Origin of the sequence: Streptomyces sp. NPDC056527, from assembly GCF_042794475.1 — a bacterium.
GTDB lineage: Bacteria > Actinomycetota > Actinomycetes > Streptomycetales > Streptomycetaceae > Streptomyces.
This window is the reverse complement of the sequence record NZ_JBHTTQ010000007.1, coordinates 12806-28275: the sequence shown is the minus strand read 5'-3', so window position 1 is coordinate 28275 and position 15470 is coordinate 12806. Positions and strand designations below refer to the sequence as shown.

Here is a 15470-nt window from a genome sequence, read left to right as displayed (position 1 = left end):
CCATGGATCTGGGGCTGGCGAAGGAGAAGCTGACCGAGGACCCGAAGGCCGCGGCGCGGATGGTCGAGGAGGCGCACGGCGAGGTGAAGACCGCGCTGCAGGAGCTGCGGGACCTGGCCCGGGGCATCCACCCGGCCGTGCTGACCGACCGCGGCCTGGACGCCGCGCTGTCGGCGGTCGCGTCCCGCTGCACGGTCCCGGTGTCCGTCGAGGTCGATCTGCCGGCGCGGCCGGTGCCCGCGATCGAGGGCATCGCCTACTTCACCGTGTCCGAGCTGCTCCAGAACGTGTCCAAGCACTCCGGCGCCCGGCGCGCCTGGGTGGACGTGTGGCGGACGGGCGACCGGATGATGCTGCAGGTCAGGGATGACGGCCGGGGCGGCGCGGACGTCACGGCGGGCAGCGGTCTCGCCGGGCTGACGGAGCGGCTCGGCGCGGTCGACGGGATCCTCGCGGTGGACTCCCCCGCCGGCGGCCCGACGACGATCACCGCCGAACTCCCCTGGCGTGCCTGAGCCACCCACGCGACGGACGCACCGACGAGGCCCCCGTCCGACACACCCCTGAACCCCAAGCCGCCCCGGCGCGTCCCTCTTACTGCGATGCTGGGAGAGATCGCGGAAGAACATCGGGACATGGGGGCTTCAGGTCGTGGAAGACGTGGCGGACAAAGTGCGTGTGGTCATCGCCGAGGATTCAGTGCTGCTCCGTGAGGGCCTGACCCGGCTGCTGACCGACCGGGGGCACGAGGTCGTCGCCGGCGTGGGCGACGGTGAGGCCCTGGTGAAGACGGTGGCCGGTCTCGCCGGTGAGAACGCGCTGCCCGACGTGGTGGTGGCGGACGTACGGATGCCTCCCACGCACACCGACGAGGGCGTGCGAGCCGCGGTGCGGCTGCGCAAGGAGCACCCGGGGCTCGGGGTCCTGGTCCTTTCGCAGTACGTGGAGGAGCAGTACGCCACCGAGCTGCTGGCCGGTTCCAGCCGGGGTGTGGGCTATCTGCTGAAGGACCGGGTCGCCGAGGTCCGCGAGTTCGTGGACGCCGTGGTCCGGGTCGCCAGGGGCGGTACGGCGCTGGACCCGGAGGTCGTGCAGCAGCTGCTCGGCAGGAGCCGCAAGCAGGACGTGCTCGCGAACCTGACCCCGCGCGAGCGGGAGGTCCTCGGGCTGATGGCCGAGGGGCGGACGAACTCGGCGGTCGCGAAGCAGCTGGTGGTGAGCGACGGCGCGGTGGAGAAGCACGTCAGCAACATCTTCCTGAAGCTGGGCCTGTCTCCGAGTGACGGGGATCACCGCCGGGTACTCGCGGTGCTGACCTACCTGAACTCCTGATTACCTGACACCCTGTCAGATAGTCGAGCGGGGATCCGGCCAAGACGGACCTAATACCGAGACAAGCGGGGCCTAGTACCAAAGGACGAGCGGAACGCGACTTTCCCGAAGACTCTGGGGGGCGACAGAACGTGACAATCCATGACGAAGAGGCATCTCAAAACGAGGTCCACGATGCGAGAAGTCCCGGGAAGGCCCCCCTCACCGTCGTAGGGTGGGCCACGGGACGGCCGGTACGCCGACCGTCCCCCGAGCCTTCTCCCGCCTCTGGCGGAGAGACCCTTGCCGCGAGGGAGGTCCAGTTCAGTGACCAGCCAGGTCAGTAGCGAGGCCGGTGAGGCCCTGGTCGGGGAGCAGCGCAGCATCCCCGCAGCGCCCCGCCACGGCGAAGAGAAGGAAGTCCGGCGACTCGATCGGGTGATCATCCGATTCGCCGGCGACTCCGGTGACGGTATGCAGCTGACGGGTGACCGGTTCACCTCCGAGACGGCGTCCTTCGGGAACGACCTCTCGACGCTGCCGAACTTCCCCGCCGAGATCAGGGCCCCCGCCGGCACGCTGCCGGGTGTCTCCTCCTTCCAGCTGCACTTCGCGGACCACGACATCCTGACCCCCGGCGACGCCCCGAACGTGCTGGTCGCGATGAACCCGGCCGCCCTGAAGGCCAACGTCGGCGACGTACCCCGCGGCGGCGAGATCATCGTCAACACGGACGAGTTCGCCAAGCGGGCCATGGCCAAGGTCGGCTACGACACCTCCCCGCTCGAGGACGGCTCGCTGGCGGCCTACCGGGTCCACCCGGTGCCGCTGACCACGCTGACGATCGAGGCCCTGAAGGAGTTCGGCCTGTCCCGGAAGGAGGCCGAGCGCTCCAAGAACATGTTCGCGCTCGGGCTGCTCTCCTGGATGTACCACCGGCCGACCGAGGGCACCGAGACCTTCCTGCGCCAGAAGTTCGCGAAGAAGCCGCAGATCGCCGAGGCCAACGTGGCCGCCTTCCGGGCCGGCTGGAACTTCGGCGAGACGACCGAGGACTTCGCCGTCTCCTACGAGGTCGCCCCGGCGACCCGGGCGTTCCCCACCGGCACGTACCGGAACATCTCCGGGAACCTGGCCCTGTCGTACGGCCTGATCGCCGCCTCCCGCCAGGCCGACCTGCCGCTCTACCTGGGCTCGTATCCGATCACCCCGGCCTCGGACATCCTGCACGAACTCAGCAGGCACAAGAACTTCGGTGTCCGCACCTTCCAGGCCGAGGACGAGATCGCCGGCATCGGCGCGGCGCTCGGCGCGGCCTTCGGCGGCTCGCTCGCCGTCACCACCACCTCCGGCCCGGGCGTGGCGCTCAAGTCGGAGACGATCGGGCTCGCGGTCTCCCTGGAACTGCCGCTGCTCATCGTGGACATCCAGCGCGGCGGCCCGTCGACGGGTCTGCCGACCAAGACCGAGCAGGCCGACCTCCTCCAGGCCATGTACGGCCGCAACGGCGAGGCCCCGGTCCCGATCGTGGCCCCGAAGACCCCCGCGGACTGCTTCGACGCGGCCGTCGAGGCGGCCCGGATCGCGCTCGCGTACCGCACGCCGGTCTTCCTGCTCTCCGACGGCTACCTCGCCAACGGCTCCGAGCCCTGGCGCATCCCCGAGGTCGACGAACTGCCCGACCTGCGGGTCCAGTTCGCCGGCGGCCCGAACCACGAGCTGGAGGACGGCACCGAGGTCTTCTGGCCGTACAAGCGCGACCCGCAGACGCTCGCGCGGCCCTGGGCCGTGCCCGGCACCCCGGGTCTCGAGCACCGCATCGGCGGCATCGAGAAGCAGGACGGCACCGGCAACATCAGCTACGACCCCGCCAACCACGAGTTCATGGTCCGCACCCGGCAGGCCAAGGTCGACGGCATCGAGGTCCCGGACATCGAGGTCGACGACCCGGACGGCGCAAAGACCCTCGTCCTCGGCTGGGGCTCCACCTACGGGCCGATCACGGCGGCCGTCCGCCGGCTGCGGGGGGCCGGTCTGCCGATCGCCCAGGCCCATCTGCGCCATCTGAACCCCTTCCCGAAGAACCTCGGGGAGGTGCTGAAGCGGTACGAGAAGGTGGTCCTCCCGGAGATGAACCTGGGCCAGCTCGCCACCCTCGTCCGGGCCGAGTACCTCGTCGACGCCCGGTCGTACACGCAGGTCAACGGGATGCCGTTCAAGGCCGAGCAGCTCGCTTCGGCCCTCAAGGAGGCCATCGATGAGTGAGTCGCTCCTGAACCTCGTGCCGAAGGCCGAAGCCACCCAGTCGATGAAGGACTTCAAGTCCGACCAGGAGGTGCGCTGGTGCCCGGGGTGCGGCGACTACGCCGTCCTCGCCGCCGTGCAGGGCTTCATGCCCGAGCTCGGCCTGGCGAAGGAGAACATCGTCTTCGTCTCCGGCATCGGGTGCTCCTCCCGCTTCCCGTACTACATGAACACCTACGGGATGCACTCCATCCACGGCCGCGCCCCGGCCATCGCCACGGGTCTGGCCACCTCGCGCCGCGACCTGTCGGTCTGGGTGGTCACGGGTGACGGCGACGCGCTCTCCATCGGCGGCAACCACCTCATCCACGCGCTGCGACGGAACGTCAACCTCAAGATCCTGCTCTTCAACAACCGGATCTACGGTCTGACGAAGGGGCAGTACAGCCCCACCAGCGAGCTGGGCAAGATCACCAAATCGACTCCGATGGGGTCCCTGGACGCGCCGTTCAACCCGGTCTCGCTGGCGATCGGCGCGGAGGCGTCCTTCGTGGCCCGGACGGTCGACTCCGACCGCAAGCACCTCACCGAGGTCCTGCGGCAGGCCGCCGACCACCCCGGCACGGCGCTCGTGGAGATCTACCAGAACTGCAACATCTTCAACGACGGCGCCTTCGAGGTCCTCAAGGACAAGGACCAGGCCCAGGAGGCCGTGATCCGGCTGGAGCACGGACAGCCGATCCGCTTCGGCACGGGCCTGGACAAGGGAGTCGTACGGGACCCGGCCACGGGCGATCTGAAGGTCGTCACGGTCACCCCGGAGAACGAGGGCGCGATCCTGGTCCACGACGCCCACTCCGCCTCCCCGACGACCGCGTTCGCCCTGTCGCGGCTCGCCGACCCGGACACGCTGCACCAGACGCCGATCGGCGTGTTCCGCTCGGTGCGGCGGCCGGTGTACGACACGCTGATGGCCGACCAGCTGGACACGGCGATCGAGCAGCACGGCAAGGGCGACCTGGGGCAGCTGCTCGCGGGCAACGACACCTGGACCGTGGTGGGTTAGCCACCCGTGACACGGAGGTGAGGGGCGCGGACCGCGAGGAGCGGGCCGCGCCCTCACGCCTTCTTCCGGCGCTTCTTCTCGTCCTCCACCACCTTCTCGTACGGGCCGATGTAGCGCGGTGCGCCCCGCTCGATCCGGTACAGGAACAGCTCGTCGTAGTACTTGAACAGCATCACGTTCTGCGCGTCGAAGCCGTACTCCTTCGCGACGCCCTGGAACCTGAACGCCCGCATCGCCCCCCGCACGGCGATCCGCGTGATCTCCAGCCGCTGGCTCGACACCAGTCCCGTCATGCGCTCGGCCAGGCACATCACCGCGTCGTACGCCTCCACCGCGAAGCGCTCGACCGGCGCCGAGCCCGACAGGCCCCAGCGCTTGCGATAGGCGGCGGTGAACGCCTTGGCCGCGGGGACGAGCGCCGGGTCGATGTAGGTGGTGCCGAAGTACCAGCCCTCGGCCGCCGGGCCCGCGACGGAGAAGAACTCCGGCGTCATCGCGTACTCGATGCCGCCGCGCAGACCTCCGTAGCCCTGCAGCTTCAGCTCCTTGGCGCACAGTCCGGCACGGCGGGGGGAGACGCCCCCGAAGAGCACGACGTCGGGACGGGTGGCGAGGGCCTCGCGCACCGCGGGTCCGAAGTCCTCGTCCTTCGCGTCTATCTGATGGATGGTCACCAGCTGGCCCGCGGCGCTCATCGTGCTCTTCACGGAGTTGGCCGTACGCCAGCCGAAGTCCCCCGCCGCCCGGTCCAGCACCACGGCCGTCCGCTTGGAGCCACGCACCAGGGCGAAGCTGGTGACGGGCAGTTGCAGCATGTCGTGCTGGACGCGCAGCTCGCGATAGACGGGGCTGACGCTCGGAAGGGCCAGGTCGCCCTGGTCGATGCCGACGGCGACGGCCGCGAAGACCAGCTTGCTCGCGAAGTACGCGTCGGCGGCGGCGACCACGGTGTCGCGGGTGGTCGGGCCGATCACGGCCATGACGGCCGCGTCGTTCACGAACTCCCGCGCCACGGCTCCGGCCCGTCTCGGGTCGCCCTCGTCGTCCCGTACCTTCAGCGCCAGGTCGAAGGGCCGGTCGGAACGGGCGTTGAAGGTCTCGACGGCCAGTCTCGCGCCGCGCTCCTGGGCGCGTCCGTCCGCCGCACGGGTCCCGCTCAGATCGGTCTGGACGCCGATCGTGTACGCGGACAGGGGCGCGGGCGGCCCGCCGGCCGACGGGCTCCCGGGGGTGCGGTTCACGAGCCAGGCCGTCAGCCCGCCGGCCCCGGCGACGGCCGCCGCAGAGCCGAGCGCCAGGAAGCGGCGCCGTGACGGCGAGGTGCGGGCCGGTTCCGTGGAGGGCACCACGACGGTCGGCTCCGCCACGGGCAGGTCCAGGACGCGGGCGGAGCGTTCGGCGATCAGCGCCGGCAGCCCCGGCGGCAGCCAGTCGCCGGCGGAGCCGTCCGCAGGGCCGAGAGAGGCCCGTACGTCCGCCGCCGTGGGCCGGTCCGCGGGGTCCTTGGCCAGGCAGGCGGTCACCAGTGGCAGCAGTGTCTCCGGTACGTCGTCGAGATCGGGTTCCTCGTGGACGGTGCGGTACACGACCGCGGCCACCCCGCCGGTACCGAAGGGACGTCGACCGGTCGTCGCGTACGCGAGCACGCACCCCAGCGAGAAGACGTCGCTCGGCGGACCGACCTCGTCGGAGCCGGTGACGCGCGCCTGCTCGGGGGCGAGGAAGCCGGGTGTTCCGATCATCGCGTCGGTGGCGGTGAGGGCGGTGGCCCCGGCCGACCGGGCGATGCCGAAGTCGATCAGGCGGGGTCCGTCGAGGGCGAGCAGGACGTTGCCCGGCTTGACGTCGCGGTGGACGAGTCCGGCCTCGTGCATGTCGGTGAGGGCGTCGGCGAGCCGGGCGCCGAGGGCCCGTACGGTCGGCTCGGGCAGGGCGCCGTGGAGGCCGACCGCCTCGGCGAGCGAGGGGCCGGGCACGAACTCGGTGGCCAGCCACGGCTCCCGGGCCTCCGGGTCGGAGCCGAGGACGCGGACCACCCAGTGGCCGGTGATCCGCTCGGCGACCCGGGCCTCCCGCCGGAACCGCTCCCGGAAGCCCGGGTCGGCGGCATGCTCGGCCAGGATCAGCTTGAGCGCGGCGAGCGCGCCGCCGGCGGACCGGGCGAGGTAGACCACGCCCATGCCGCCGGAGCCGAGTCGGCCGAGCAGGCGATAACCGGCGATCGCCGACGGATCGGCGGGGCGGAGGGGCCGCACCTCTCAGACCTGTCTGTTCTTCGGCGGGCCCGAGGGGGCGAACTCCAGCGGTTTGTACCGTCCGTTCTCCACGACGTAGACGAAGGTTCCGGACGCGGCCAGCTGCCCGCTCTCGGGATCGAAGACGTAGCCGCCCATGGCGCCCGTGTACTTGGCCTTGCGCAGAGCGGAGACGAGCGTCCTGCGGTCGGGGCGCTTCCCGCCCTTCGCCGCCTTCTCGACCTCCTGGAGCAGGAGGTTGACCATGTCGAAGTTCTCGCCCGTGTAGAAGTCGGGGGCCGTGCCGTACCGCTTCCGGTGCGCGCCGACGAGGGCGGACGCCTCCGTGCGGGTCGTGGGGTCGACGACCGGTGCGCCGAGGATCCAGCCCTCCGCCGCGCCCCCCGCCTCCGCCAGGAACCGGGGCCCGAAGACGTGCTGCCCGGCGGCCCTCATGCCGGTGAAGCCGAGTTCGTCGAGCGCGCGGGCGGCGAGGACGGCGCTCGGAGTGAGACCGCAGTGGACGTAGGCGTCCATGCCCTCCGCCATCATGCCGCCGAGCACCCGCTTGTAGTCGGTCGTGGGCCCGGGGACGACACGGGGAACGGCGACGACCTTCCCCTGCCGGAAGGCGAAGTTCGCGCCGCCGATGTACTGCCAGGCGTAGGTGTCGTCGGTCCGCTCCTGGAGGATGCCGGGCCGGATGCTCCGGGTCTTCGTCAGGACGTAATAGGCGAGGCCGCTGCCCGCGAGGATGTGCTGCGGGCAGGCCTGCACCATCGAGAGCCCCTGGCCGCCCGCCGGATTGGTCAGCAGGTTCAGCCCGGCCGAGACCGTGATCACGGGCAGGAGCGCCTCGTCGTAGGCGGGGAGGGCGGCCAGTCCCGTGTAGTCGGAGGTGGGCCCGATGATCCCGAGGACGTCGGGGTCGCCGGTGAGGACGCGGGCCGCGGCCAGGGCCCTGTTGCTGTCGCCGCCGTCGTCGGAGACCTTGACTTCGAGCGTGAACGGCTTGTCCGCACGGGCGTTGAACTGCTCGACGGCGAGCCGGACGCCGCGCTCTTGCGCGCGGCCGATGTCCTTGGCGGGGCCGGTCAGGTCGGCATGCACGCCGACGACCCAGCGCCGCTTCTTCGGCGCGGGGGCCGCGTTCCCGCCCTTGCCGTCGTCCCGTAGCGCGGCCCAGGCGCCGATGCCGCCTCCTGCCGCGAGGACGGTCGCGCCCGAGGCGAGGAGCAGGAACTTCCTTCTGCCGGGAGCGGGTTGGCCGGCGGTGTCCGACGAGGCCCCGTGCTCGGTGGCGTCGATCTCGGGCAGGGCGAGCATCGCCCCCGAGCGCTCGGCGATGGTCCGTACGACGGGGGCGGGCAGCCAGTCGGCGGCGGCGCCCGGGGCGTCCTCCGTGAGGCGGGCGGTGATCTCCTCGGCTGTGGGCCGCCGGGCGGGGTCCTTGGCGAGGCAGGCGCGCAGGAGGTCCAGGAGCCCCTCCGGTACGCCGGTGAGGTCGGGCTCGTCGTGGACGGTGCGGTACAGCAGCGCGTCGACCGCTCCCGTACCGAAGGGCGGGCGTCCGGTGGACGCGTGGGCGAGGAGGCAGCCGAGCGCGAAGACGTCGCTGGCCGCGCCGATCTCGGCGCCGCGGGCCTCGGCCTGTTCGGGGGCGAGGAAGCCGGGCGTGCCGACGACCATGTCGGTGGAGGTGAGCGCGGTCTCCCCCGTCGACCGGGCGATGCCGAAGTCGATGAGGCGCGGGCCGTCGACGGCGAGCAGCACGTTGCCGGGCTTGACGTCGCGGTGGACGAGCCCGGCCTCGTGCACGGCGGCCAGCGCGCGGGCGAGCGCGCCGCCGAGGATCCGTACGCTCCGCTCGGGCAGCGGACCGTGCGCCGAGACCGCCTCACCGAGCGAGGGCCCGGGGACGAAGGCGGTCGCCATCCAGGGCTCGGGGGCGTCCGGGTCGGCGCCCGTGACGGGGACGGCCCAGGGGCTGGCGACCCGGCGGGCGGCCTCGACCTCACGGCGGAAGCGGGCACGGAAGTCGGCCTGGTCGGCCTGGTCGGCGTGGGTGACCTTCACGGCGGCGAGTTCGCCGTTGTCCGTACGGCCGAGGTAGACCACGCCCATGCCGCCGGCGCCGAGCCGGCCGAGGAGCCGGTAACCGGCGATCGACGACGGGTCGGAGGCCAGCAACGCCTGGAGGCCACCGGGCCGATGCGCCGACCGCGAATCCGGCCGGGCTCCCGGCGGGGGCTCGGGCTGGGAGTCCGCCTGCGGATCAGGCTGGGGATCCGGCTGCAAATCGGGCTGCCCGTCGGGCAGGTGCGCCGACCGGGGATCCTGCCGCGGATCCGGGCGGGGATCCGGCTGCGGATCCGGGCGGGGATCGGGCTGCGGATCCGGCTGGGAGTCCGGCCGCGGATCCGGCTGCCCGTCGGGCAGGTGTGCCGACCGGGGATCCTGCCGCGGATCCGGACGGGGATCCGGCCGCCCGTCGGGCAGGTGCTCCGGTCGAGGATCGGGCTGCGGATCCGGCTGGGCGGTGGGGCTCATGACTGGACCTCCAGCGCGTCTTCGGCGCGACCGACCATGGCGACGAGGGCCTGGATCTGCGCGCCGTCGAGATCCTTGCCGATGTGGCCGGGCGCGCCCTTCACGACGGCGGCGACGGTGATCTGCCCGACGCGGGACTGGTACCAGGAGTACGTCTGCTCGCCCTGGACAGCGTCGTTGACGTACTTCCCCGCCTCTCTGAGCGAGTCCACGGCCGTGTAGTTTCCGCCGACGCCGAAGGGGCTGCCGAGGGACATCAGGCCGGTGATCCGTTCCCCGTCGCGCAGTCGCTGGTCGGGGCAGCGGAGCGCCTCTTCCAGGGTCTGGGCCATCTCCCAGTCGGCGTCCGTCTCGGTGCGGTGGACGACGACGGTCGCGGAGACCCTCAGCAGCCCCCTGCCGGCCGACGCGGGGATCTCGCTGTAGGCGGTGACGCTGTAGAGCACGCTCCCCGGGCGCGTGCCGGTCTCCCAGGTGCACTGCGCGCCGAGCACGGGCCAGTAGTCGTCGGCGCTGAGGTGCGGGGTGCGCTTGACGTAATCCGAGCCCCAGGATTCGGGGCCCGCGACGATCGCGAGGGCGAGCCGCTTGGCTTCGGCCGCGCTCTTCGGGGCGCGCTTCGGGTCCGCGCTGAAGGGGAGCTTCGTGGGCGTGACGGGTGGCTCCGTCGAGCTGTCGGTGGGTGGTGCCTGCGAGGTCGGACCCGTCTTCCCCCGCGCCTGTTCGCCGTCGTCCCCGGAGCCGGAGCATCCGGTCAGGATCAAGCCGCAGGCGAGTAAGCCCCCGCATGCGCGCAGCACTCTTCGGTACCCGTACGTCACGTTTCCCCCACGCACGCTCACACTTGCCCCCAGTGGTGAGCAGATCGTACGACGTGTCGGGTCCAACCCGCCCTGGTTACAACATCATTGAGGCGATCCCGTAGCCGCTTCGCGACGCGCCTCGTCGTAGCGGGCGCGGGCTTCCTGGACGGCCGGGACCCTCTCGTCGGCCCAGCGGGCCAGCTCCCGGACCTGGCGGGCGGCCTCCTCGCCCAGCTCGGTGAGGCTGTAGTCGACGCGGGGCGGGATGACCGGCTTGGCGTCGCGGTGGACGAAGCCGTCGCGCTCCAGGGTCTGGAGGGTCTGGGTGAGCATCTTCTCGCTGACGCCGCCGACGCGTCGGCGCAGCTCACTGAAGCGGTACGAACGCTCCCGCAGCGCGATCAGGATCAGGACCCCCCATCGGCTGGTGACGTGTTCCAGGACGAGCCGTGACGGGCACATGGCTCCGTCGACGTCCGCCAGCAGGCTCTTCTGGTCACTTACTCCCATACCAGTACCTTACTTCAAAGTGGGTACTTTCGAATAGTTGGCGCCCCTCGTACGGTGAGTGCATCACCCCGCGAGCAAGGAGATCACCATGAGCATCGTCGTCACCGGAGCCACCGGACAGCTCGGCCGTCTCGTCGTCGACGAGCTGCTGACCCGGGTTCCCGCCGCGTCCGTGGCCGCCGTCGTCCGCGACAAGGCCAAGGCGGCCGACCTCGCCGAGCGCGGCGTCGAGCTGCGGATCGCCGACTACGGCAAGCCCGAGACCCTGGCGGGCGCCTTCGCCCCCGGCGACCGGGTGCTGCTGATCTCCGGCAGCGAGGTCGGGCAGCGCGTGGCCCAGCACACCGCCGTGATCGACGCGGCCGAGGCGGCCGGCGTCGCCCAGCTCGCCTACACCGGCGTCCTCGGCGGACCGGAGGCCGACTTCGACCTGGCCGCCGAGCACCGGGAGACCGAGCGGCGGATCCTGGACTCCGGCCTGCCGTACACCTTCCTGCGCAACGGCTGGTACACCGAGAACTACACCGCCAACCTCGCCCCCGTCCTCGCACACGGCGCCGTCGTCGCCAACGCCGGCGAGGGCCGGGTCGCCTCCGCCACCCGCGCCGACTACGCCGCCGCGGCCGCCGCGGTGCTGACCGGCCCGGCCGAGGCGCACCTGAACACCGCGTACGAACTGAGCGGCGACGTCGCCTGGTCGCTGGCCGAGTACGCGGCCGAGGTCGCCCGCCAGACGGGCCGGGAGATCGCGTACAGCAACGTCCCGGCCGAGACGCACGAGGAGATCCTGACCGGTGCGGGCGTCCCGCCGTTCTTCGCCGCGATCCTCGTGGACGTCGACAAGGCCATCGAGCGCGGGGCGCTCGCCGGGCGGACCGGCGACCTGTCCCGTCTGATCGGCCGCCCGACCACCCCGCTCGCCGAGACGATCGCCGAGGCCCTCACCCAGAAGTCATGACCGTATTGCGGTACGGACATGACAGCCTGCCCTGTGCGGCGCTACCTTCGACGGAACAGCGCGGCGCAGGGCAGGAGATTCGGTGAAGGAAGACAACGAGGGACGAGCAGGGCTTCTGTACGGGATCGGCGCCTACGGCATGTGGGGGCTCGTCCCGCTCTTCTGGCCACTCCTCAAGCCGGCCGGGGCGGTCGAGATCCTCGCCCACCGGATGGTGTGGTCGCTGGCCGTCGTCGGCATCGCGCTCCTCGCGCTGCGCCGCTGGGGCTGGATACGCGAGCTGGTGCGAAGCCCGCGCAAGCTGGGCCTCATCACGTTCGCCGCGACGGTCATCACCGTCAACTGGGGCGTCTACATCTGGGCCGTCAACGCCGGCCAGGTCGTCGAGGCGTCCCTCGGCTACTTCATCAACCCGCTCGTCACCATCGCCCTGGGCGTGCTGCTCCTGAAGGAGCGACTGCGGCCCCCGCAGTGGGTGGCGGTCGGCGTCGCCGCCACGGCCGTCCTCGTCCTCTCGATCGGCTACGGGCGCCCACCGTGGATCTCGCTGATCCTGGCCTTCTCGTTCGGCGTCTACGGCCTGGTGAAGAAGAAGGTCAACATCGGCGGCCTGGAGTCGCTGGCCGCAGAGACCGCCGTCCAGTTCCTGCCCGCCCTCGCCTATCTGCTGTGGCTCGGCACGCAGGGCTCGGCCACCTTCGGCACCGAGGGCGCGGGACACGCGGCCCTCCTCGCCGCGACCGGAATCGTCACCGCCGTGCCCTTGGTCTGCTTCGGCGCTGCGGCCATCCGCGTGCCGCTGTCGACGCTGGGGCTGCTCCAGTACCTGGCTCCGGTCTTCCAGTTCAGCCTGGGCGTCCTGTACTTCCACGAGGCGATGCCGCCGGAGCGCTGGGCGGGCTTCTCCCTGGTGTGGCTCGCGCTGACGATCCTGACCTGGGACGCGCTGCGGACGGCGCGGCGGAACAGGGCGGAGGCGGAAGCGCTGGCCAGGACCGTCGTGGACCGCGCCCTGGCCGACGCCACGGCCGAGGGCACCGCGACCGGACCCGCCGGGCCCGGGACCGCGGCCGTCCCCACGACCTCGGCCCCGCCCGCACGCTGACCACCGCCCCGTGCCCCGGCCCTCGGAGGAGATCTCCGAGGGCCGGGGCATGTGTGCGTCACGCGGTCAGGAGACGGTGACCTTGGGCGCCGTTTCCGGAACCCCGGACAGGTGGACCGCCCTGGGCTCCCGTACGCCGGTGGCCGCGACCGCCGCACCGATCGCCACCATGGCCAGCGGCACCACCAGCGCCGCCCGGAAACCGTCGAGGCCACCGCCGGCGATGCCGTACACCGCGGTCACCGCCGAGATGCCGACCGCCGAACCGAACTGCACCGCGGTCGTCAGCAGCCCGCTCGCGAGCCCCTGCTCCTCCTCCGCGATGCCGTCGGTGGCGGCGATGGTCAGCGGTCCGTACGCGAGGGCGAAGGCGAGCCCGGTCAGCAGCAGGGTCGGGAACATCGCCGCGTACGACCAGTCCGGGCCGACCGGCAGGAACAGCGCGTACGAGCCGATCGCGAGCACGAACCCGCCGAGGATCACCCGGGCGTTGCCGAACCGCGCCACGAGCCGCGGGGTCAGCGTCGGGGCGAGGATCGCGTCGACGCCCATGACGAGCAGGGCGAACGCGGTCTCCAGGGAGGACCAGCCACGCAGCTCCTGGAGGTAGAGCGTCGCGACGAACTGGAAGCCGAAGAACGAGCCGACGAACAGCAGCGCCCCGAGGTCGGCCCGGACGGTGGACGCCTTGCGGAGCAGACCGAGGCGTACGAGCGGGGCGGTGGCCCGGCGTTCGACGGCGACGAAGACGCCCGCGAGGACGAGGCCGACGGCGACGACGAGCGCGGTCAGCCACCAGCCGTCGAGGCCGTGCTCCAGCCGGACGATCCCGAAGGCGAGCAGCAGCATGGCCCCCGCGGCCGTCAGCGCGCCTGCCAGGTCGAAGCCGCCGGGCACCTTCTCGGGCCGCGCCTCCTTGGGGACGAGCCGCAGCGCGGCGAGCAGGACGGCGGCGGCGAGCAGGACCGGCGCGAAGAACACCCAGCGCCAGCCGAGCTGGGTGAGCAGCCCGCCGATGACGAGTCCGAGGGTGAAGCCTCCGGCGGCCGTCCCCGCGAAGACCAGCAGCGCCTGGTTGCGCTGCGGGCCCTCCTCATAGGAGGTGGTGATGATCGACATCGCGGCGGGGGTCATGAACGCGGCGGCGACGCCGGTCACGAAGCGGGCCGTGATCAGCATCCAGCCCTCGGTCGCGAAGCCGCCGAGTCCGGAGAAGAGCAGGAAGACGGTGAGCCAGCCGAGGAACATCCGGCGGCGGCCGAGGAGGTCGGCGGCGCGCCCCCCGAGGAGGGTGAAGCCGGCGTAGCCGAGGACGTACGCCGACATCACCCAGGCCGCGGTGCCGGTGGACAGCTCCAGATCGGATCTGATGCTCGGCACCGCCACGGCGAGCATGGCGACGTCGATGCCCTCCAGGAAGATCGTTCCGCAGAGGACCAGGAGGAGGGCCCAGGCGCGTGCGGGCATGGATGCGGACATGGCTGTCTCCAGGCAGGAAGGGGGAAGGTCGGTTACCGGCCAGAGGGTCGGTTCCCTCTTGTAACCACCTGCATCCTGCGGCAGCATCCGGTGCCATGGAAGAAGGCACTTTGAAGTCACCGAGTCACTGCGAAGTCACCTACGCCGAGGGCCAGGAGGGCGACACGGACCCCTTCCAGTGGGACACGCGGGAGGACTGCGAGGTACGCCAGATCCTCGACCGGGTCGCCGACAAGTGGTCCTTGCTGGTCATCGCCCTGCTCGACCGCCGCAAGCTGCGCTTCACGGAGCTGCGGCGGGAGATCGACGGGATCAGCCAGCGCATGCTGACGGTCACGCTGCGCCAGTTGGAGCGGGACGGCCTGGTGAAGCGGACGGTGCATCCCGTGGTGCCGCCGCGCGTGGAGTACGAACTGACGCCGCTGGGCGGGACGTTGCACACGACGATCCGCTCGCTGGTGACATGGACCGAGCGCCACCAGAACGAGATCGCGGCGGCGCGCGCGACGTACGACGCGAAGGAGGCGGCGGAGGCGGCCGCGGTCTGACCCGGAGCGCGGCGCCTCGGGGCGCCCACGGCAGCGCGGCGCCTCGGGGCGCCTACGGCAGCGCCGCGCCTCCCTCGCCCTGCGCGCGGGCGCGGTGCGCCCGCACCTTGTGCCGGTTGCCGCAGCGCTCCATGGCGCACCAACGGCGGCGCCCGGGGCGGGAGGTGTCGACGAACAGCAGGGCGCAGTCGTCGGCGCCGCATACGCGGATCCGGTCGGCGTGGGGGCCCGTGAACAGGTCGACGGCGTCGCGGGCGACCGTCGAGAGCAGCGCGGTCGCGGTGGCCCCCGGAGCCCAGGCGTGTGCCCCGTCGGCGGTCATGCGCGGGACCAGCGGCGGCCGGGCCGCGGCCTCGTTGACGAGCGCGAGGCCCTCCGGCGCGTAGGCGTGGCCGTTCGTGCGGGCGTGGGCGAGCCCCCACAGGGCGTCCCGCACCTCCCGTACCCGCGCCAGCTCGCGCGCCGAGACCGTCACGTCGAGTCCGGGCCCGAGCCGGCACCGCCGGACCCAGTCCCGCAGCCCCTCCGCCGAGCAGAGGACCTCGAACCGCGCGGCCACCGGACCGGGACCCCCCGTGAGCAGCAGCTCCAGACAGAGCGCGCCCGCGTCGAAGCGGAACACCTGCCCATCGGGGTGAATCAGGGTCATTCCTGTTGTCGCC

13 protein-coding genes are annotated in these 15470 nt (G+C 72.0%); 7 read left to right on the top strand and 6 right to left on the bottom strand.

Going from position 1 to position 15470, the window contains the following annotated elements:
• The 4 genes from ACFQ7Q_RS05900 to ACFQ7Q_RS05885 all read left to right on the top strand — a co-directional run.
• Positions 1 to 515, top strand: a 515-nt coding sequence (locus tag ACFQ7Q_RS05900) for a sensor histidine kinase (RefSeq protein ID WP_383550430.1), incomplete at its 5' end; no start/stop codon positions are given.
• Positions 516 to 672: 157 nt separating this feature from the next.
• Positions 673 to 1332, top strand: a complete 660-nt coding sequence (locus ACFQ7Q_RS05895; RefSeq protein ID WP_383550645.1) for a response regulator — start codon at positions 673 to 675, stop codon at positions 1330 to 1332.
• A 306-nt stretch (positions 1333 to 1638) separates the two neighbouring features.
• Positions 1639 to 3576, top strand: a complete 1938-nt coding sequence (locus ACFQ7Q_RS05890; RefSeq protein WP_383550428.1) for a 2-oxoacid:acceptor oxidoreductase subunit alpha — start codon at positions 1639 to 1641, stop codon at positions 3574 to 3576.
• Positions 3569 to 4621 carry a 2-oxoacid:ferredoxin oxidoreductase subunit beta gene (locus ACFQ7Q_RS05885; protein WP_383550426.1) on the top strand — a complete coding sequence of 351 codons (1053 nt, stop codon included), beginning with the start codon at positions 3569 to 3571 and terminating at the stop codon, positions 4619 to 4621. The genes ACFQ7Q_RS05890 and ACFQ7Q_RS05885 overlap by 8 nt, the downstream gene beginning before the upstream one ends.
• Before the next feature lie 53 nt (positions 4622 to 4674).
• Here ACFQ7Q_RS05885 and ACFQ7Q_RS05880 read toward each other — a convergent pair whose 3' ends face one another.
• The 4 genes from ACFQ7Q_RS05880 to ACFQ7Q_RS05865 all read right to left on the bottom strand — a co-directional run bounded on the left by ACFQ7Q_RS05880 (position 4675) and on the right by ACFQ7Q_RS05865 (position 10718).
• Entirely contained in the window at positions 4675 to 6876 is a 2202-nt protein-coding gene (locus tag ACFQ7Q_RS05880; protein WP_383550424.1) for an ABC transporter substrate-binding protein, read from the bottom strand.
• Between the two features lie 3 nt (positions 6877 to 6879).
• Positions 6880 to 9045 carry a bifunctional serine/threonine-protein kinase/ABC transporter substrate-binding protein gene (locus ACFQ7Q_RS05875; protein ID WP_383550422.1) on the bottom strand — a complete coding sequence of 722 codons (2166 nt, stop codon included), beginning with the start codon at positions 9043 to 9045 and terminating at the stop codon, positions 6880 to 6882.
• 356 nt (positions 9046 to 9401) lie between these two features.
• Positions 9402 to 10169, bottom strand: a complete 768-nt coding sequence (locus tag ACFQ7Q_RS05870) for a hypothetical protein (RefSeq protein WP_383550420.1) — start codon at positions 10167 to 10169, stop codon at positions 9402 to 9404.
• Positions 10170 to 10310: 141 nt separating this feature from the next.
• Positions 10311 to 10718 (bottom strand): winged helix-turn-helix transcriptional regulator, encoded by a 408-nt coding sequence (locus tag ACFQ7Q_RS05865; RefSeq protein WP_383550419.1) that lies wholly within the window; start codon positions 10716 to 10718, stop codon positions 10311 to 10313.
• Between the two features lie 88 nt (positions 10719 to 10806).
• Between ACFQ7Q_RS05865 and ACFQ7Q_RS05860 the strand changes: the two genes are divergently transcribed.
• On the top strand, positions 10807 to 11676 hold the full coding sequence (locus ACFQ7Q_RS05860; protein WP_383550417.1) for an SDR family oxidoreductase: 870 nt from the start codon (positions 10807 to 10809) through the stop codon (positions 11674 to 11676).
• 82 nt (positions 11677 to 11758) lie between these two features.
• A complete protein-coding gene (rarD, locus tag ACFQ7Q_RS05855; RefSeq protein WP_383550415.1) occupies positions 11759 to 12781 on the top strand; it encodes an EamA family transporter RarD in 1023 nt (340 codons plus the stop codon).
• Between the two features lie 66 nt (positions 12782 to 12847).
• Here rarD and ACFQ7Q_RS05850 read toward each other — a convergent pair whose 3' ends face one another.
• Complete coding sequence (locus ACFQ7Q_RS05850; RefSeq protein WP_383550643.1) at positions 12848 to 14248, bottom strand: MFS transporter; 1401 nt, start codon at positions 14246 to 14248, stop codon at positions 12848 to 12850.
• 107 nt (positions 14249 to 14355) lie between these two features.
• On the opposite strand from ACFQ7Q_RS05850, the gene ACFQ7Q_RS05845 reads away from it, so the two are divergent.
• Positions 14356 to 14808 (top strand): winged helix-turn-helix transcriptional regulator, encoded by a 453-nt coding sequence (locus ACFQ7Q_RS05845; RefSeq protein WP_383550413.1) that lies wholly within the window; start codon positions 14356 to 14358, stop codon positions 14806 to 14808.
• A gap of 52 nt (positions 14809 to 14860) precedes the next feature.
• Here ACFQ7Q_RS05845 and ACFQ7Q_RS05840 read toward each other — a convergent pair whose 3' ends face one another.
• Positions 14861 to 15457, bottom strand: a complete 597-nt coding sequence (locus ACFQ7Q_RS05840; protein ID WP_383550641.1) for a CGNR zinc finger domain-containing protein — start codon at positions 15455 to 15457, stop codon at positions 14861 to 14863.
• Positions 15458 to 15470: the final 13 nt, after the last annotated feature.